Origin of the sequence: Chromatium okenii (assembly GCF_016583745.1) — a bacterium.
GTDB classification, from domain to species: domain Bacteria; phylum Pseudomonadota; class Gammaproteobacteria; order Chromatiales; family Chromatiaceae; genus Chromatium; species Chromatium okenii.
The window spans coordinates 1-18817 of the sequence record NZ_NRRQ01000005.1 but is presented as its reverse complement, the minus strand read 5'-3'; the positions used below and the strand labels follow the sequence as shown (position 1 = coordinate 18817).

Sequence of the window (18817 nt, the reverse complement as noted above, 5' to 3'; positions counted from 1 at the left end):
GAGCGCGTCGTCATTGAGAGCTCTATTGTGCAATGCACAATAGCGTTTTTATAAAAATCAGAATCTTGTGGCGTCAATCGCGTAAAATTGCATGTTGGTTATTGTCTCGTTTCAAAACGCGCTGCCGGTGGTCACGGTCAGTCAGTTTTGATTTTTTTTCATCACTCTCAGGAGGGGCTTCATGTCCTCACGCAAAGAACTCGCCAATGCTGTCCGTGCTCTGGCAATGGACGCGGTGCAACAGGCTAATTCCGGTCATCCGGGCGCACCGATGGGCATGGCGGACATCGCCGAAGTGTTGTGGAACGATTTTATGCGCCACAACCCGACCAACCCGCAGTGGGCTGATCGTGACCGCTTTGTGCTGTCCAACGGTCACGGCTCCATGCTGATTTATGCGCTGCTGCATCTCACCGGCTACGAGTTAAGCCTCGAGGATTTGAAGCAATTTCGCCAGCTGCATTCCAAAACACCCGGCCATCCCGAATATGGCTACGCGCCCGGCGTGGAAACCACCACCGGCCCGCTGGGGCAGGGCATCACCAACGCCGTCGGCATGGCGCTGGCAGAACACGCGCTGGCCAATCAATTCAATAAGCCCGATCACAGCATCGTTGACCACAACACCTACGTTTTTCTCGGCGATGGCTGTTTGATGGAAGGCATTTCGCATGAAGCCTGCTCGCTGGCTGGCGCGTTGGGTTTGGGCAAGCTGGTTGCGATTTACGACGACAACAACATTTCGATTGACGGCGAAGTGCGCGGTCACGGCACCACGCCCGGCTGGTTCCTCGATAACACGCCGCAGCGGTTTGAAGCCTACGGCTGGCATGTGATTCCGAAGGTTGACGGGCACGACGCAGCGGCAGTCAAAGCGGCGATTGAGCAGGCTCGCGCCGTCACCGATAAACCGAGTTTGATCTGCTGCCAGACCATCATCGGCTACGGCTCGCCCAACAAGCAGGGCAAAGAAGAATGTCACGGCGCAGCACTCGGCGATGCTGAAATTGCGTTGACCCGCGCCAACCTCGGCTGGAACCACGCGCCGTTTGTGATTCCAGAAACCGTTTATCAAGGCTGGGATGCAAAAACACGCGGCGCAGCGGCTGAAACGGCGTGGAACGACAAATTTGCCGCCTACGCTGCCGCTTATCCGGCGGAAGCTGCGGAATTCAAGCGCCGCATGGCGGGCGATTTGCCAGCCGATTGGGAAGCACAAGCTGGCGCATTTGTGCAAGCAGTGATTGATAAAGGCGAAACCATCGCCTCGCGCAAAGCCTCGCAGAATGCGTTGAATGGATTTGGTCCATTGCTGCCAGAATTACTCGGCGGTTCTGCGGATTTAGCCGGTTCCAATTTAACGTTATGGAGCGGCTGCAAAGGCGTTGGTAAAGGCAGCGAGGCTGGCAATTACGTTTATTACGGCGTGCGTGAATTCGGCATGTCGGCAATGATGAACGGTATTTCTCTGCATGGCGGTTTTATTCCTTATGGCGCAACCTTTTTAATGTTTTCCGAATACGCTCGCAATGCGTTACGCATGGCAGCGTTAATGAAAGTGCCGTCGATTTTTGTGTACACGCACGATTCAATTGGTTTAGGCGAAGATGGTCCAACGCATCAACCCGTTGAACAGATTCCAACGCTGCGCATGATTCCAAACATGAGCGTTTGGCGTCCCTGTGATGCAGTGGAATCAGCAGTCTCGTGGAAACTCGCAATTGAGCGCAAAACCGGCCCGAGTTGTTTAATTTTCTCGCGGCAAAATCTCGCCCACATGCCGCGCACGGCAACACAAATTGCCGATATTGCGCGGGGCGGTTATGTATTGCGCGATTGTGCCGGCACACCTGATGCAATCATTATTGCCACCGGTTCCGAAGTGGAATTGGCAATGAAAGCTGCCGATGCCATGAGCGATAAACAAATCCGCGTGGTATCAATGCCCTGCACCAATGCGTTTGATGCGCAAGATGCCGCCTATAAAGAAGCCGTATTGCCTAAAGCAGTGACGGCGCGGGTTGCAGTTGAAGCCGCAGTGACTGATGGCTGGTGGAAATATGTGGGCACCCAAGGCGCGATACTCGGTGTTGATCGCTTTGGTGAATCCGCACCGGCTGGCGCATTATTCAAAGAGTTTGGCTTTACCGTTGAGAATCTGGTCGCCGTTGTAAAAAGCGTGCTCTAAATTCCAGACCTCGTGTTTATGACATCAATCAAATTTGTTCACGCAAGTTTGATTGATTTTTTCATCTGTTTTTCATTCCATTTAGGAGCTTGACCGCATGACACTTAAAGTTGGCATCAATGGGTTTGGTCGGATTGGTCGCATGGCGTTTCGTGCAATTGCCAAGGATTTCCCCGGAATTGAAGTTGTTGGCATTAACGACCTGCTCGACCCTGACTATTTAGCCTATATGCTGAAATACGATTCAGTTCACGGCAATTTCAACGGTGACATCGCTGTTGATGGCAACACCATGATCGTGAATGGCAAATCCATTCGTTTAACGGCAGAACGCGATCCCGCCAATTTGAAATGGGACGAGATTGGCGCGGAATTGGTGATTGAATGCACCGGCTTCTTTCTTGATGAACCTTCCTGCCAGAAACATATTCAGGCTGGTGCCAAGAAAGTGGTGCAATCTGCACCGTCGAAAGATGCCACACCGATGTTTGTTTATGGCGTGAATCACAATACCTACGCCGGTCAAGCGATTGTTTCCGCTGCATCCTGCACCACCAATTGCTTGGCACCAGTTGCGAAAGTATTGAATGACAATTGGGGGATTAAGCGCGGCTTGATGACGACCGTTCACGCTGCAACTGCGACGCAAAAAACTGTTGATGGTCCATCAATGAAAGATTGGCGCGGCGGTCGTGGTATTTTAGAAAATATCATTCCGTCTTCTACTGGCGCAGCGAAGGCAGTGGGCGTGGTATTGCCGGAATTGAATAAGAAGCTGACCGGCATGGCATTCCGTGTTCCCACGTCTGATGTTTCCGTTGTTGATTTGACGGTTGAATTGAATAAAGAAGCGGATTACGCCGACATTTGCAAGGCAATGAAAGCTGCTTCTGAGACGGGCGATTTGGCTGGCGTGTTGGCATATACCGATGAAAAGGTGGTTTCCACTGATTTTCGTGGTAAATCAACGCCGTCGATTTTCGATGCCGAAGCTGGCATTGCATTAGATAAGACCTTTGTGAAGGTTGTCGCGTGGTATGACAACGAATACGGCTACACTTGCAACATGCTGCGCATGGTTGAGCATGTCGCCAAGTAAGTTGTTTGCATAAAAATGAGTAGAGCGGCGATTAAACAGTTAGAGTGTTTTGCTGCTCTGCTCATTGAATTGAGCTAACTAAATGAACGTTCAATATGACCAAGAAGTAGATGCTTTATATTTAAGATTCAGTGATCAAGTACCAGACGGCGTTATTGAAATGGCGGAAGGTGTTAATCTTGATACGACGGCGGAAGGAAAAATCACTGGCATTGAGATTTTGCAAGCATCTAAGAAGTTGAATGTTGATACAATACTTTCTTATGTTCTCGAACTAGATCAATTTCTTATGTTCTCGAACTAGATCAAGAGGTGTTCAAGAAAAAAGTTGCGTAAAATTTATAAATGGTAAATACCATATGTTAGAGATCAAGAAAGCAGATTATCTTGGTGAGTATAAAATTAATCTTCTGTTTAATAATGATAAATCTGGACAGATCAATCTAAAAGAGTTAATTTTTGATGATCAAAGAAAAACTTTTTCAACGTTAAAAGTTCTTTCGGCGTTTAAGAATTTCCGCGTAGAGCATGGCACTTTAATTTGGTCTGATGCGCTTGATTTAGCTGTCGAATATCTTTTTTATCTTGCTTTTAAGGATGAACCAGACTTGCAAGAACAGTTCAAAACGTGGGGTTATATTGCTTGAATGTCAGTGAGTCAGTAATAAAATCTTCAGATGTTCAAGATCAGTTTCTATGCGGCGATTGCCTTACTGTGATGCAATCAATGCCAGATGAATCTGTCGATTTAGTTGTCACTTCGCCGCCGTATAATCTTAAAAATTCAACGGGCAACGGCATGAAAGATGGTCGTGGCGGCAAATGGTCAAATGCGAGTCTGATTCATGGTTATTCGCACTATCACGATAATATGCCCCACGATGAATATACGGCATGGCAACGCGCCTGTCTTACTGAGATGTTCCGCTTAATTAAAAATAACGGCGCTATTTTTTATAATCACAAATGGCGCGTGCAAGCAGGGTTGTTGCAAGACAGGCAAGATATTGTTTCCGGCTTTCCAGTGCGGCAGATTATCATCTGGAAGCGAAAAGGTGGGATCAATTTTAATAAAGGATATTTTTTGCCAACTTACGAAGTGATTTATTTAATTTGTAAACCAGAGTTTGAACTAGCGCAAGGTGCAAATGCTCAGGGTGACGTCTGGGAATTTATGCAAGAAATGAAAAACGAACATCCTGCGCCTTTCCCAGTTGCGTTAATTGAAAGAATTGTTAGCAGCACAAATGCACAAATAATTCTTGACCCATTTATGGGCAGTGGTACAACTGCTGTTGCAGCTAAAAAACTAGGTCGAAATTTTATTGGCATTGAAATTTCTCCAGAATATATTGAGCTTGCTAAAAAACGGTTGAAAGATTTTTCATCTATGTCACTGCTTTTCTAAAAACGCAAATAAAGGTAATGCCCAAGGTTTCGCGGATTGTTTTAATTTATATTCCACTCACGGTAAAAAATTATGTTTCAGACAGCTAGTGATTCAGAACTAAAACAACTACTGAAAGAAGTGTTGACAGAAACGTTGAACGAACAGCGAGAATTGCTATATGAAGTTTTTACAGATGTCTTAGAAGATGTCGGTCTTGCAAAAGCGATCCGCGAAGGACAACAAACAGAACAAGTAGATCGTGGTGAAGTGTTTAACCTCTTTGAGTGAGTGTCTGTCGTGAAAACGGTATTTCGCACTAGCTTTGTACGTGATTTAAAAAAAATTAAAGACCGTTTAATGCTGTTGCAGATTCGTCAGGTGATTGAAGAAGTAGAAAATATAACTAACCATCAGGGAATTGGTAAACTCAAAAAAATGACTGGCAGCTAAAACTTCTACAGAATTAAGGTGAGTGATTATCGAATTGGTATTATCATTGAAGCAACCGAAGTTGAGTTTGTGCGATGCTTACACCGTAGTGACATCTATCGTTTATTTCCATAAGCAAGCAAAAAACAACATTCACTAAAAGTGATGCGCCAAGCCCCAAGGTTTTGCGGATTGCTTTTACAACAACATGGCCACACCCAAGAGGAAATACCATCGTGTCATTCATTAAACTCACCGATCTTGATCTGACTGGCAAGCGTGTTTTAATTCGTTCTGACCTCAATGTGCCTATTAAAAACGGCAAGGTTACTTCTGATGCGCGAATTACTGCATCCATGCCAACTTTTGAGCACTGCATTAAAGCAGGTGCGAAAGTGATGGTGATGTCGCATTTAGGTCGTCCAGAAGAAGGTGTCTTCTCCGAGGAGAATTCGCTCAAGCCCGTCGCTGAGGCGCTCGGAGCGAAGATGGGCTGTGAGATTCGTTTGATTGGGGATTATTTAATCCAAGCCCCAGAAGTTGCTGATGGCGAATTGGTATTACTGGATAACGTCCGTTTTAATAAGGGCGAGGGCAAGGATAATGAAACGCTCGCTAAACAATACGCAGCGTTGTGTGATGTATTCGTGATGGATGCGTTTGGTACTGCACATCGCGCCCAAGCATCAACGCACGGTGTAGGTCAATTTGCGCCAGTGGCGTGTGCTGGTTTGTTATTGGCGGAGGAATTGGATGCGTTACAAAAAGCATTGGCAAATCCTGCGCGTCCAATGGTAGCGATTGTTGGCGGCTCGAAAGTCTCTACTAAATTGACAGTATTGGAAGCCTTATCAGAAAAAGTCGATCAATTGGTGGTTGGCGGTGGCATTGCGAATACCTTTTTAGCAGCGGCTGGATTTCCGGTTGGCAAATCATTATGTGAACATGATTTAATTCCAACTGCACAGGCGTTGATGAAGAAGATGACGGCGCGTGGTGCAACGATTCCAATTGCAGTTGATGTGGTGTGCGGCAAGCAATTCAATGAGAATGAACCAGCCATTACAAAACCTGCTGGTGAAGTTGTCGAGGATGACATGATTTTTGACATCGGTCCGCAATCCGCGCAGGAATTGGCAGATATTATTGCCAAGGCGGGAACAATTGTATGGAACGGGCCAGTGGGTGTATTTGAGTTCGATCAATTCGGCGCTGGCACAAAAACAGTGTCAATGGCAATTGCGAATGCCGCTGGTTTCAGTTTGGCAGGTGGCGGCGATACCATTGCTGCAATTCAGAAGTATGACATCTATGATAAGGTGTCTTATATTTCAACTGCGGGCGGGGCATTTCTTGAATACTTAGAAGGTAAAACTTTGCCAGCGGTTGCTATGCTTGAAGCGCGGGCGAAGAATTAAATATCAGCGATGTACCGCCGGAATTTCTCCGGCGGTTATGAGATGCGTAATATGCCAAGACGTACCAAAATTGTTGCCACGCTTGGACCGGCTACCGATGATCCGGTAGTGACGGATCAATTGATTGCTGCTGGAATTGATGTTGTGCGTTTGAATTTGTCGCACGATAGTTATGAACGTCATCGGCGGCGCGTTGAATTGATGCGGGAGCGGGCGCACGCTGCGCATCAAGAAATTGCGGTATTGCTTGATTTACAAGGTCCTAAAATTCGGATTGGTCAATTCACTGATGGCAAAATTGAACTGACGACAGGTGATAATTTTGCTATTGATGTGCATTGTCCGATCACTGCGGGTAATCTGTCCCAAGTGGGGACGACCTATACGAAACTTGCTGATGATGTCAATTCTGGCGATACGCTGTTATTAGATGACGGTGCAATTGCTTTGCAAGTAGTCACTGTGGTCAACGGTCGGATTGATTGCACCGTATTAGTGGGTGGTCCGCTGTCCAATAATAAAGGCATCAATAAAAAAGGCGGTGGTTTATCTGCGCCCGCTTTAACTGATAAAGATCGTGAGGATATTCGATTTGCAGCAGAAATTGGTGCTGATTATTTGGCAGTATCATTTGTGCGTAGCAGCGATGATGTGCGATTAGCGCGGGAATTGTTTTATGCAGCAGGTGGACGCGGTGGTATTGTCGCTAAAATTGAACGGGCTGAGGCGCTCAATCAAATAGATGACATCATCAATGCTTCCGATGCCATTATGGTAGCACGAGGGGATTTAGGAGTTGAGATTGGCGATGCTGAATTGCCAGCCGTGCAAAAACATTTGATTAGTCGCGCACGGGCACTCAATAGCGTGGTGATTACCGCTACGCAAATGATGCAATCAATGATTGAGCATCCTATTCCCACGCGGGCTGAAGTGTTTGATGTAGCAAATGCGGTATTAGATGGCACTGATGCGGTCATGTTATCGGCAGAAAGTTCTATTGGTCGCTATCCAGTGAAGGTTGTGGAAGCATTGCATCGCATTTGTGTGGAAGCGGAAAAAAATGTTACTCGCTCCGGGCATCGTTTAGATTCCGTATTCGGGCGTGTCGATGAAGCAATTGCGATGGCGGCAATGTATACCGCAAATCATTTAGGTGTTAAAGCGATTGCAGCATTAACTGAAACTGGTTCTACCGTGAAATGGATGTCGCGTATTCGTTCCGGTATTCCAATTTATGCGATGACGCGCTTTTCACCAACCCGGCGTAAAGTGAAGTTATTTCGGGGCGCGTATCCCGTGAGTTTTGATGTTGCCAGCACTGATATTCACGAAGTCAATCGAGAAGTGATTGAAGAATTGGTGCGTCGTGGTACGGTACGAGATGGCGATTTGGTGATTATTACTAAAGGTGATCGTTCTGGTGTTGAAGGACAAACCAACATTATGAAGATCATGCGCGTTGGTGAACATCGCCTCTTGAATGAAGATTGATCATTACAGAATGACTGTTTGTTATTCACAACGATTCACTACAACGAGGAAAAACTGAATGGCTCTGATTACAATGCGTCAAATGCTCGACCATGCCGCTGAATATGGTTATGGTGTTCCCGCGTTTAATGTGAATAACCTGGAACAGATGCGCGCCATTATGGAAGCGGCTGATGAAACCGATTCTCCAGTCATTGTGCAGGCTTCCGCTGGAGCGCGTAAATACGCTGGCGCACCTTTTTTGCGGCATTTAATTCTGGCCGCTATTGAAGAATGGCCGCATATTCCGGTTTGTATGCACCAAGATCATGGCACCTCACCTGCAATTTGCCAGCGTTCAATTCAATTGGGTTTTTCATCAGTAATGATGGATGGTTCACTTGGTGTTGATGGTAAAACGCCAACCACTTATGAATATAATGTGGAAGTGACGCGCCGAGTCGTTGAATTGTCGCATGATTGCGGTGTGTCAGTTGAAGGTGAATTGGGCTGCTTGGGTTCATTAGAAACCGGACAAGCTGGCGAAGAAGATGGTGTGGGCGCAGAAGGAACTTTGGATCACAGTCAATTATTAACTGATCCTGAAGAAGCGGCAGATTTCGTGAAGAAAACTGGCGTTGATGCGCTGGCAATTGCAATTGGTACCAGTCATGGCGCGTATAAGTTTACTCGCCCCCCAACTGGTGACATTTTGGCAATCAACCGGATTAAAGAAATCCATACGCGGATTCCCAATACCCATCTGGTCATGCACGGTTCTTCTTCTGTACCGCAGGAGTGGTTGGCGATTATCAATCAATACGGTGGCGCAATGGGTGAGACCTATGGCGTGCCAGTTGAAGAGATCGTTGAGGGTATTAAACACGGCGTGCGCAAAGTGAATATCGACACCGATTTACGGATGTCTTCTACTGGTGCAATTCGCAAATTCTTGGCGGATAATCCCAAGGAATTTGATCCGCGCAAGTATTTCATTGCGGCCACCAAGGCAATGAAGGGCATTTGCAAAGATCGTTATGAAGCATTCGGCACGGCGGGCAATGCCAGCAAGATGCGGGCGCTGTCGTTAGACGCGATGACTGGTCGTTATACTAAAGGCGAGCTTGATCCTAAAATCAACTGATTCACGCTAGTGTTGAGTTGATTCACATTGGGCGCGCAAGCGCCCTTTTTTTATTGTGTGATAACCATGAATACTGAAATAACAACTCCAAAAAATATCGAAGAATGGGTGGCGCTGATTTGTGAGCGGGAAATGCCGGTATTTGATATGACGGCACGCAAAGTCATTGCGTTTACCGGTGACGATTTAGCGCCAATTTCAGCGTTGGCAAATGTCATTTTATGTGATGCGTCTTTAACTGCGCGGGTGCTAAAACTCGCTAATTCTATTTTTTATAACCCTAACGGCGTCGTCATTAGCACTGTCACCCGCGCTATTGTGGTCTTGGGTTTTAATGTGGTGCGCGATATTTGTTTGGCGGTGCGGCTTATTGAGGAGCTGGTGAAAGGCGCAGCAAGAGATCGACTGGGGCGGGAATTAGCGCAGGCGATGCACGCGGCAATACAGGCTCGCGCCTTAGCAGAAATTTACAATGAAAAAACTGCTGAAGAAGTGTTTATTGCGACGTTGTTATCGCGGATTGGTGAAATGGCGTTTTGGTGTTATAGCGGCGAGATTGGCAGTCGTTTGGAACAACGCTTAAATCAACCGAATATGTCGCCAGAACGTGCTCAGGAACAGGTGCTCGGATTTCATTTAAGCCAACTCAGTCGTCAATTGATTAAAGAGTGGCGTTTGTCGGAATTGCTGCAACGGGCGATTCACCAATCCGGGCAAGGTGGTGAACAGATGCAAGCTATTAAACTGGGTCAGCAGCTTGCGCAGTGCGCTAAAGATCAGGGTTGGCAATCGCAGGAGATGACGCAGCTAATTCAAAAGATTGCCAAAATAACTGAGTTGTCTGTTGTTGAAACGCAAACGCTGGTACATCAAAAAGCTCGCGCTGCGATTCAATTGGCGGCGGATTTGGGTGCCAGCTTTGCTGCTGCATATATTCCCTTGCCGGGCGCTGAAGCAGTTGAGGTGATACCCAGTGCGGCAACCAAATCAGGTGTAGCCAATAAGCTATTATCCGATGGCGCGTTGCAGATTAAAATTTTGCGTGAATTGGATGCTGTATTGGAAGCGGGACAGTTTGATTTTAATGTGATTATGGAGTTGGTGTTAGAAGGTATTTATCGCGGCATTGGTATGGATCGCGTGATTTTTGCGTTGGTGTCGCCAGATAAAAAGGTGATTAAAGCGAAATATGCGTTAAGCCAATTGCAAGAAGAGTTGGTGACTGGCTTCCAATTTAGTCGTGATGCCAATACGCCGGATGTGTTATTTCAAACGCTGGATCGCAAGGTGCCGCGCTGGTTCAGTGCGCAAGAATATGACGCGCATTTGCGCTTGATTCCCGCGCAATTGACACAATTGATGGGACAAACGCCTTTTATGCTGGCACCTATTGTGGTCAATCAGCACAGTATTGGTTTGTTTTATGCAGATCGCAGTTGCAGTCAACGCGCACTTGATAACGCTAGTTTTTCTGATTTTAAGCATTTCGTGGCGCAGGCAAATGTGGGAATTAGTTTGGCGGCAGCGCGGCGGAAGCGTTAATTTCTTTTCACCTGTAGTATGAATGTGTGATTCAATTTGCGCTGATGATTGCCTTTTAATCGCAATGCAGTTGCGTTTGATGGAGGCGGCTCAATGTCTACCATTTCTTTATTACACGAATTCACCACGACGCTTGCAGCCTGTCATAAATTACTGGATGCGTTGCATCTGGTTTTGCAAGTGACCGCAAAATTGGGCATTCCGCGAGCGGCGCTGTGTTTGTCAGACCCGATCATTGATAACAAGCTGGTGGTGCGGCTGACTTTTGGCATGGCGGGCGCAGTCACCAAGGTGCTTGCGCCCAGTGCGCCGGGCGCGGTGGCGGCGTTTTGCGCGGTTCAGGAACGCCGCATCATTCAGGTGGCGCACTACGCGAGCAGCCCTTATCAGGCGACGAATTTGGAGGAATGGCTGCGGGTGACGACTGCTGTGCATGTGCCAATTCTGGCGTCAGCACCGGCGGCGCTCGGCGTGTTGATCGCCATTCCCAACAGCAGCGCCAGCATCACGCCGACAACGCTGATGATATTGGAGCGTATCTGCACCTACTTGGGCGCACAGTTGCCGCGTCTCGTGCCGTTGGCGCTGCCACTGCCAGCGGAACCGGCACCACCTTGGCACACCGAACTGTTTACGGCGCTGCGCACCTGTCTCAACACGCCCGATCTCGATGCGTTATCGCATTTGGTGTTGGAGCACTGCCGGGCGGTAACGCACAGCGAGTTTGGTTTTGTGGGTTATATCGACGCGGTGACGGGGTTTTTAATCACGCCGACGATGACCCGCAACATCTTTGCGCAGTGTCAGGTCGCCGGCAAAACGGTGGTGTTTGAAAAGCCGAGCGGGTTGGGTGGCTGGGTGCTCGACAACCGGATGCCGTTGATTGCTAACGATCCTTTTGCGCATCCCGTGAGCGTGGGCACGCCGCCCGGACATTTACCGATCCGCAAATTCATGGGCGTGCCCTGTCTGTCACAAGGGCGCGTGCTGGGCATGATCGCGTTGGCCAATAAAACCAGCGACTACGATCATCACGATTTGCAGCGCGTCACCGCCTTTGCTGACGTGTACGCCGCCGCCGTTGCCCGCTTTATTTCGGAGCGCGAGCTGACGGAATCGCGCAATCGTTTTGCCTCGCTGTATGAAAACGCGCCCTGTTGCTATCACACCCTCGCGCCCGATGGACAGATTGTAGAAATCAACGAGACCGCGCTGGCGCTGCTCGGGCGGCGGCGCGAGGACTTGGTTGGATGCGCCAACATCAATGCGCTGCTCACGCACACCGGACAAAAGCTGTTTGCGCAACAGTTGCAGGCGTTGAAACAGGGCACTGCCGCGCCGGTGGAGCTGTATTTCAAGAGCGCCGACGGCAGCCGGGTGCCGGTGCTGCATTCCGCCACGCTGATCACCGATCCCCGCGGCTTTCCGTTGACGATCCGCTGCACCAGCATTGACCTGCGCCAGCACCGGCAGGCAGAAGCCCGCATCCGCAGCTTGAATCGCATTTATGCCGTGTTGAGCGGTATCAACTGCGCGGTCGTGCGGCTGCGCGATCCGGCGCTGCTGTATCACGAAGCCTGCCGGATTGCTGTCGAAGTGGGCGGCTTTCAAATGGCATGGCTGGGCGCGGTGGATGCGCAGTCCGGCGCACTCCAACCGTTAGCTCATGCTGGCGCAGTGGCAGATTATCTCGATCAATTACAGCTATCGTTGCGCGATGACACGCGCCAGCACGGCCCAACGCTGCTGGCGCTTGAGCACGGACAAGCGGTGGTCTGTAACGACATCGCCACCGATCCGTGCATGGAACCTTGGCGGGAACGGGCGCTGGCGCTGGGCTATCGCTCCTCCGCTGCGTTTCCGCTGCGGATTAGCGGCACGGTGCGGGGCACATTCAATTTGTACGCAGCCACGCCGGGCTTTTTTGACATTAAAGAGCTGCGGTTATTAAATGAATTAACGCAAGATTTAAGTTTCGGTTTGGAATTCATTGACAATGAACGGCAGCGCAAACAGGCAGAAGAAGCGGTGCGTTATCAAAAAGAAGTATTAGATCGCACCGGACGCTTGGCCAAGGTGGGCGGTTGGGAATTTGACGTTACAACCCACACTGGTTCATGGACGGAGGAAACGGCGCGGATTCAAGACCTGCCGCCGGACACTCCGGCGACGGTGGCGCAGGGCTTGAACCTGTTTCATGGCGTGATGCGGACGCAATTAGAGCAAGCGGTGCAACAGGCGATCACGCAAGCGCAACCCTATGATTTAGAATTAGAAATGATGAGTGCGCGGGGTGTTCATAAATGGGTGCGCACAATTGGCTTGCCGGTGGTTGAAGGCGGGCAGGTGGTGCGGATAGAAGGTGCCATGCAAGACATCAGCCGTCGTAAACGGGCGCAATTGGAAGCCCGCCAAAACGCGATTTTGCTGGATTCTGTGTTCCAAGTGTTGCCCGATTTGTTTTTTCTCGTCGATCCCGACGGCACCATTTGTGATTATCGCGCCAGTCACGATGAAGGCTTATATGTTCCGCCGTCCACCTTTTTGGGGCGACGATTCCGCGACGTGCTCCCGCTGGATGTGGCGCTGCAATTTGAAAAGTGTATTGAACAAATCATCGCGCACGGGCGATTAGTATCCTGTCATTATGAATTGCCAATGCCCAACGGAATACGGCAATTTGAAGCTCGGCTCAATCAATTACCGGATAGCCATCAATTTATTGCTGTGGTGCGCGATGTAACGGAACGCAAACGCGCTGAAGCGGCAGTGATTCAGTTAAATGCGGAATTAGAGGAACGGGTGGCGCAACGCACGGCGGAATTAGCAACGATTAACAAGGAACTAGAAACCTTTACTTATTCCGTATCGCATGATTTGAAAGCACCTTTGCGCGGCATTGATGGCTACAGTCGTTTGCTCATTGAAGAACACTGGCAACATCTCAATGAAGAAGGGCAGTTATTTTTGCGCAACGTGCGGCGCGGCGTGGCGCAAATGGGGCAGTTGATTGAAGATTTACTGGCTTATTCGCGCATGGAACGGCGAGAAATGCAGGGCATCAGTTTAGATTTACTCAGTTTACTGGAGTGCATCATTGCTGAACGCACAGATGAACTTTACACCAGCAACGCCAAAGTGCATTTACAGTTTGACACACGCCCTTTGGTGCAAGCTGATCCAGATGGTTTAGCGTTGGTGCTGCGAAATGTATTAGACAACGCGCTTAAATTTCATCTCTCCGATAGACCGCCGATCATCGAATTCAGCGCCAGCGCAATGAAACAACATTTAGTTGTTGCCGTTAAAGACAACGGCATTGGTTTTGCAATGCAATTCCACGACCGCATTTTTGAAATGTTTCAACGCTTACAACCTGCTGATGAATATCCCGGCACGGGAATTGGTTTGGCGATTGTGCGTAAAGCATTGACACGCATGGGCGGACACATTTGGGCAGCCAGCGTGCCGGGGCAGGGCACAACCTTTTTTATAAAATTGCCATTATGTGCGCAACCTTAAAGAACAGTTGCATATAGTCGATCCAACATAAAATGATTGTCGAAATCCGCGCACTACCTTCAATAATGCTTGTTGCGCAGCAATCAATAGATTTGTACCCATCGTTGTAACAGATTGTTTTATAAGCATTATTGTCGATAATGCCTCCTATTTACAGTGCCATCACCAACGAGTATTGCAAAGTCTTGCTTTATAGGTAGTATTACACTCGATAAACTACATAAGCTATTTTGAGGTGATCTATGATTTTTGAAAAATTTAAGAACCTAAACATCGATCGTACAACAAAAGCGATGATTGGAATGAGTCGAAAAAAGTTCGACGAGCTTGTGCCAGTTTTTATTGCTTCTTATCATGCCATACAAGAAGAACGCTTGAAAAATAAAGAAATTAAATGTTTGCCAAAAGGTGGTTTTCGTGGTGCGCTTGATACTCATGAAAAACAGTTATTTTTTCTTCTTTTTTATTTGAAAACATACCCTACATTTGATGTTATTGGATTCCTTTTTGATCTCAGTGCGGGGCACGCTCACGATGCTGTTAAAACACATATGCCTATCCTAAAAAAGAGTTTAGAAACCTTGAATGTTTACCCAAAACGCGCTTTTGAAAGCGTAGAAGATTTTACTCAAGACACTGAAAGTTATGAACAAATAATCATTGATGGGGTAGAGGTACCATGTGTTAGACCTTCTGAGAAGGATCGCCAAAAAGATCATTACAGTGGTAAAAAAACTCCATACTGTCAAGTCGATAATTATTACTGGTCAAAACAGAAAAGTTATCTATCTGAGCCACATTTATGGTGGTCGTAACCACGATTACTCAATAATGAAATCGGAATTTGATATGGATAAGCAGTGGTTTGTCGATGTTACAGTTCGGGCTGATCTTGGGTTTTTAGGTTTAGTTAATGACTATGGGTTCAAATCTGATCTCAGGTTGCCTAACAAAAAACCTCGAAAATCAAAAAATAATAGATTTGTACCGAATGTTAAATATCTGAATTTTTAAGAGATGTTGAAGTTCCAAAGACCAGCTGCCAGTCCAAAGAACTGATCCATAATGACACTTGACTGGCTTCTGATCCGGTGCGTCAGACAGTGAAAATGTTTCATTCCACCAATCGAATGCTCAACAAAAATGCGACGTTGTGCATGTGCGCGGTTTTCTATCTTCTGCTGTTTAGTGAGTTCTGGTGAAAGATTATTTTTTGATTTTCGAGGTTTTTTGTTAGGCAACCTGAGATCAGATTTGAACCCATAGTCATTAACTAAACCTAAAAAACCAAGATCAGCTCGAACTGTAACATCGACAAACCACTGCTTATCCATATCAAATTCCGATTTCATTATTGAGTAATCGTGGTTACGACCACCATAAATGTGACTCAGGTAGATAACTTTTCTGTTTTGACCAGTAATAATTATCGACTTGACAGTATGGAGTTTTTTTACCACTGTAATGATCTTTTTGGCGATCCTTCTCAGAAGGTCTAACACATGGTACCTCTACCCCATCAATGATTATTTGTTCATATTTTTCAATGGCTTGAGTAAAATTTTCTACGCTTTCAAAAGCGCGTTTTGGGTAAACATTCAAGGTTTCTACGAGTTACGCAGTTGAAAGTTAAGTCGTTGATTTTTATGAAAACGCGGTTACGCACTGCACAAACCAAGTTTCAATTAAATCAGGAACTTAGGCATCCAACTGCGTAACCACTACAAATAAAAAAGAAGAAAAAATAACTGTTTTTCATGGGTATCAAGCGCACCACGAAAACCACCTTTTGGCAAACATTTAATTTCTTTATTTTACAAGCGTTCTTCTTGTATGGCATGATAAGAAGCAATAAAAACTGGCACAAGCTCGTCGAATTTTTTTCGACTCATTCCAATCATCGCTTTTGTTGTACGATCGATGTTTAGGTTCTTGAATTTTTCAAAAATCATAGCTCACCTCAAAATAGCTTATGTAATTTATCGAGTGTAATACTACCTATAAAGCAAGGCTTTGCAATACTCGTTGGTAATGGCACTGTAAATAGGAGGCATTATCGAAAATAATGCTTATAAAACAACCTGTTACAACGATGGGTGCAAATCTGATGTTCTCCCGTATTGAACCATAGTTCTAAAAAAAATCTTCTCGTGGAATGACTCGAATCACAGTTCCCATGACGATCATACCTAGCGTAGTGGATCAATTTGAAAGGGTTTTTGACCATTGACAGCCCAGTTCCCAATTGGCTAATAGCGATTCACGGTGAATTTCAATCCATGCTTGCACTAAACGCATTTTAGCAATTGGTAAATTACCGCTCAATACCGTGCCATTAAGAATCAAAAATGAAGCCATTTAACCTTGATATTTTGCATGAATATATGTGGCAGTTGGTGTCGCTCGTTGTCATAAAAATATAAACAGATCAATATCCCATAAAACATGCTAATCGTCGGCATTCGTCAACTCCGCTGCGGCAATTGCTGTATTCCTCCACCCAACAAAAAACTCGCTGCTCAATTCAAAACCAAGCGGCGGGCATTTTCTCTCACCCAGTCAGGTCGCCAAACAGCAGCAACCCAACCGACGCTGCTTCACCAAGTCATGCCGCTGCGCACAACCCGCTCAGTTCATACAGACGTGCTGGTGATAAATCTAAACCATTCGGCCATCCTAAAGCACCAGCGTCAATAAAACATCGCTGTACATACTCTTCTGATTGTAATGGTTTGAGCAACGAACCTTGTTTGTTGCGGCAGTACGTCAGTACGTCAAATTGACCGCATTCGCCACCAGAAAATAGTAATTCAAAGCGATAATTTCCAAGATAATGACACTCTAAAACTTTAATCACGATCGGCTCCTTGAATACGTTCGAGTGGTTCAAAGCGTTGAGTATATTCCCAATTATTGAGCAGCTCAATTTGATGATTATAGCCAAGCCAGAATAAATTGATTGCGGCACAACAGTAGGATTGAAGGTGCTGCGCCGATTTTGACAATCATTTTGTGGTGGATCGACTATATGACACCAATCGCTGACAATACTAGCAACCTTGCGTGGCAGTGATCCTTGCAACACCTGTCCAGTTTTTATGGCAACGATGGCCTCAAATCCTTGATATTCAACATGAATATGCGGTGGCGGATGGTCATCATGCCACATGCGTATGATGATGCCAAAGAAAACTGATAATACCGGCATTCGTCAACTCCGTTGCGTCAATTGCTGTGACTTAAGTATAAACCACTCCACCAACAAAAAAACGCCGCCCAATTTTTCAATCAAGCGGCGGGCATTCTCATCTCACCCAGTCAGGTCGCCAAACAGCGGCAACCCAACCTACGCGGCTAATAAATAAAGCGTATCAGGAGAAAGATCGATTTCATCGTTCCAAGTGATGACGCCATGAACAATGAATGCTTTCATAAATAAATTATCATCAGCTAGTGGCGCGAATGCGGGATATGAAAGATACGGCTTCATATCAAAAACGCGATGTTCGCCTGTTGCGAAATCAACTTCAAGACGAAAATCAGGTAATGGTTTAACCTGAATAGCATCTGGTGTCATTTCCAAATCTCCTTAACGTAATGGATCTATTTTAAATGGAGTTTGCCCGCTGGACGCTAAAAACCAATCTGCCATCAACTCATTCTGATGCAATTCAATCCACGCTTGCAACAATTTCATTTGGCGGTTCAGCAATTGACCTTCCAATATCTCACCATTAGGAATTGCCAACACGATTTTGTATTCATTGTACCTAACATGAATATGGGGCAGATGATGTTTTTGAGTATTCAATGTATATAGTCGATCCACCACAAAATGATTGTCAAAATCGGCGCACTGCCTTCAATTATGCTTGTTGCGCAGCAATCAATTTATTCTGGATCGACTATATGAGGTGGCATTTTGGTGCGATTGTAAATGACACGCAAGGTGCGGTTGCCAAATTCAGGAATGCGACGCCATACATGAATCAGTGTCAGATCATTTTGATCGCATTGAAACATATCCGGTGTTTGGAGTGTCATATTTAGCCAAGCCAAATCAATACCGCGTTCTCGCACCATCTCTTCAGCATGTTTGCTTATAGTTGTCCGCAAAACTAACCATACAGCACCCAAGGCACGAACTGTTCTATCCAGCCCTTAGCATAGCTTGATGATTTGCTGAATACAGCCCAAGAATCAGAGATGACTGACTTTAAGTACTCATTAGAATAGATAAATTCTACAGAAACTTCCCGCTTAATAGATTTCCATATCTGTTCAATTGGGTTGAGATCAGGAAAATAAGGAGGAAGAAATAAGTGCGACAAGGTAAGCCGTATAAGTAATTGTTTTCCAACGATTTTGTTGAGAAAACCTGCTATTTTCCTAGCAGTAGTCTAACCGAGCAGGCGGAATTGGTAACAAACCGTCTGAAGCCTTGGTGAAAATGTAGCCCGTGACCGGAAGGTCAGAAGATGGAATCGTGAGATAAAATCAACTCTACTAGCATTAAAGTGGATGGGAGCTAGGCTTGGAAGGTATGGTGAACATAAGTGAAGCAATGTTAAAGACCGTTATCCTCAAGGAGCCAAATAATGCTGATAGGCTC

The 18817-nt window shown here is 46.5% G+C and carries 19 protein-coding genes and 1 pseudogene; 13 read left to right on the top strand and 7 right to left on the bottom strand.

The genetic code is table 11. The features are described 5' to 3' along the window. Window positions 1-181 precede the first annotated feature (181 nt). From tkt to CKO12_RS02755, 13 genes are all read left to right on the top strand, one after another. Window positions 182-2188 (top strand): transketolase, encoded by a 2007-nt coding sequence (gene tkt / locus CKO12_RS02815; protein ID WP_200153222.1) that lies wholly within the window; start codon window positions 182-184, stop codon window positions 2186-2188. A gap of 97 nt (window positions 2189-2285) precedes the next feature. Then, complete coding sequence (gap, locus tag CKO12_RS02810) at window positions 2286-3287, top strand: type I glyceraldehyde-3-phosphate dehydrogenase (protein ID WP_105072484.1); 1002 nt, start codon at window positions 2286-2288, stop codon at window positions 3285-3287. A gap of 82 nt (window positions 3288-3369) precedes the next feature. Next, window positions 3370-3591, top strand: a complete 222-nt coding sequence (locus CKO12_RS02805) for a DUF2283 domain-containing protein (RefSeq protein ID WP_200153221.1) — start codon at window positions 3370-3372, stop codon at window positions 3589-3591. A gap of 55 nt (window positions 3592-3646) precedes the next feature. Next, a complete protein-coding gene (locus CKO12_RS02800; RefSeq protein WP_200153220.1) occupies window positions 3647-3934 on the top strand; it encodes a DUF2442 domain-containing protein in 288 nt (95 codons plus the stop codon). 80 nt (window positions 3935-4014) lie between these two features. After that, window positions 4015-4695, top strand: coding sequence for a DNA-methyltransferase (locus CKO12_RS02795; protein WP_200153219.1), 681 nt, complete (start codon window positions 4015-4017; stop codon window positions 4693-4695). Window positions 4696-4767: 72 nt separating this feature from the next. Further along, on the top strand, window positions 4768-4965 hold the full coding sequence (locus CKO12_RS02790; RefSeq protein WP_200153218.1) for a hypothetical protein: 198 nt from the start codon (window positions 4768-4770) through the stop codon (window positions 4963-4965). A 9-nt stretch (window positions 4966-4974) separates the two neighbouring features. Beyond that, a complete protein-coding gene (locus CKO12_RS02785; RefSeq protein ID WP_200153217.1) occupies window positions 4975-5127 on the top strand; it encodes a hypothetical protein in 153 nt (50 codons plus the stop codon). A 215-nt stretch (window positions 5128-5342) separates the two neighbouring features. Then, window positions 5343-6524 carry a phosphoglycerate kinase gene (locus CKO12_RS02780; RefSeq protein ID WP_200153216.1) on the top strand — a complete coding sequence of 394 codons (1182 nt, stop codon included), beginning with the start codon at window positions 5343-5345 and terminating at the stop codon, window positions 6522-6524. 51 nt (window positions 6525-6575) lie between these two features. After that, window positions 6576-8018, top strand: coding sequence for a pyruvate kinase (gene pyk / locus CKO12_RS02775; protein ID WP_200153215.1), 1443 nt, complete (start codon window positions 6576-6578; stop codon window positions 8016-8018). A 58-nt stretch (window positions 8019-8076) separates the two neighbouring features. Next, a complete protein-coding gene (gene fba / locus CKO12_RS02770; RefSeq protein WP_200153214.1) occupies window positions 8077-9141 on the top strand; it encodes a class II fructose-bisphosphate aldolase in 1065 nt (354 codons plus the stop codon). A 66-nt stretch (window positions 9142-9207) separates the two neighbouring features. Next, complete coding sequence (locus tag CKO12_RS02765; RefSeq protein ID WP_200153213.1) at window positions 9208-10683, top strand: HDOD domain-containing protein; 1476 nt, start codon at window positions 9208-9210, stop codon at window positions 10681-10683. A 93-nt stretch (window positions 10684-10776) separates the two neighbouring features. Continuing rightward, entirely contained in the window at window positions 10777-14205 is a 3429-nt protein-coding gene (locus CKO12_RS02760; protein WP_200153212.1) for a GAF domain-containing protein, read from the top strand. A 242-nt stretch (window positions 14206-14447) separates the two neighbouring features. Then, window positions 14448-15020, top strand: coding sequence for a helix-turn-helix domain-containing protein (locus CKO12_RS02755; RefSeq protein ID WP_200153211.1), 573 nt, complete (start codon window positions 14448-14450; stop codon window positions 15018-15020). A 195-nt stretch (window positions 15021-15215) separates the two neighbouring features. Here CKO12_RS02755 and CKO12_RS02750 read toward each other — a convergent pair whose 3' ends face one another. The 7 genes and pseudogenes from CKO12_RS02750 to CKO12_RS14825 form a co-directional block, all read right to left on the bottom strand. Next, window positions 15216-15665, bottom strand: a complete 450-nt coding sequence (locus CKO12_RS02750; RefSeq protein ID WP_338032686.1) for a transposase family protein — start codon at window positions 15663-15665, stop codon at window positions 15216-15218. A gap of 742 nt (window positions 15666-16407) precedes the next feature. After that, window positions 16408-16563, bottom strand: a complete 156-nt coding sequence (locus tag CKO12_RS14830; protein WP_242466173.1) for a DUF4160 domain-containing protein — start codon at window positions 16561-16563, stop codon at window positions 16408-16410. Between the two features lie 247 nt (window positions 16564-16810). Then, complete coding sequence (locus tag CKO12_RS02740) at window positions 16811-17413, bottom strand: DUF4160 domain-containing protein (protein WP_200153209.1); 603 nt, start codon at window positions 17411-17413, stop codon at window positions 16811-16813. A gap of 138 nt (window positions 17414-17551) precedes the next feature. Further along, window positions 17552-17782: a DUF2442 domain-containing protein gene (locus tag CKO12_RS02735; protein WP_182583572.1), complete on the bottom strand. Its 231-nt coding sequence runs from the start codon at window positions 17780-17782 to the stop codon at window positions 17552-17554. 12 nt (window positions 17783-17794) lie between these two features. After that, window positions 17795-18034 (bottom strand): DUF4160 domain-containing protein, encoded by a 240-nt coding sequence (locus tag CKO12_RS02730; RefSeq protein WP_338032685.1) that lies wholly within the window; start codon window positions 18032-18034, stop codon window positions 17795-17797. 62 nt (window positions 18035-18096) lie between these two features. Continuing rightward, on the bottom strand, window positions 18097-18321 hold the full coding sequence (locus CKO12_RS02725) for a DUF4258 domain-containing protein (protein WP_274599886.1): 225 nt from the start codon (window positions 18319-18321) through the stop codon (window positions 18097-18099). A gap of 139 nt (window positions 18322-18460) precedes the next feature. Then, window positions 18461-18542, bottom strand: a pseudogene (locus CKO12_RS14825) (transposase); the annotation flags it as partial. Window positions 18543-18817: the final 275 nt, after the last annotated feature.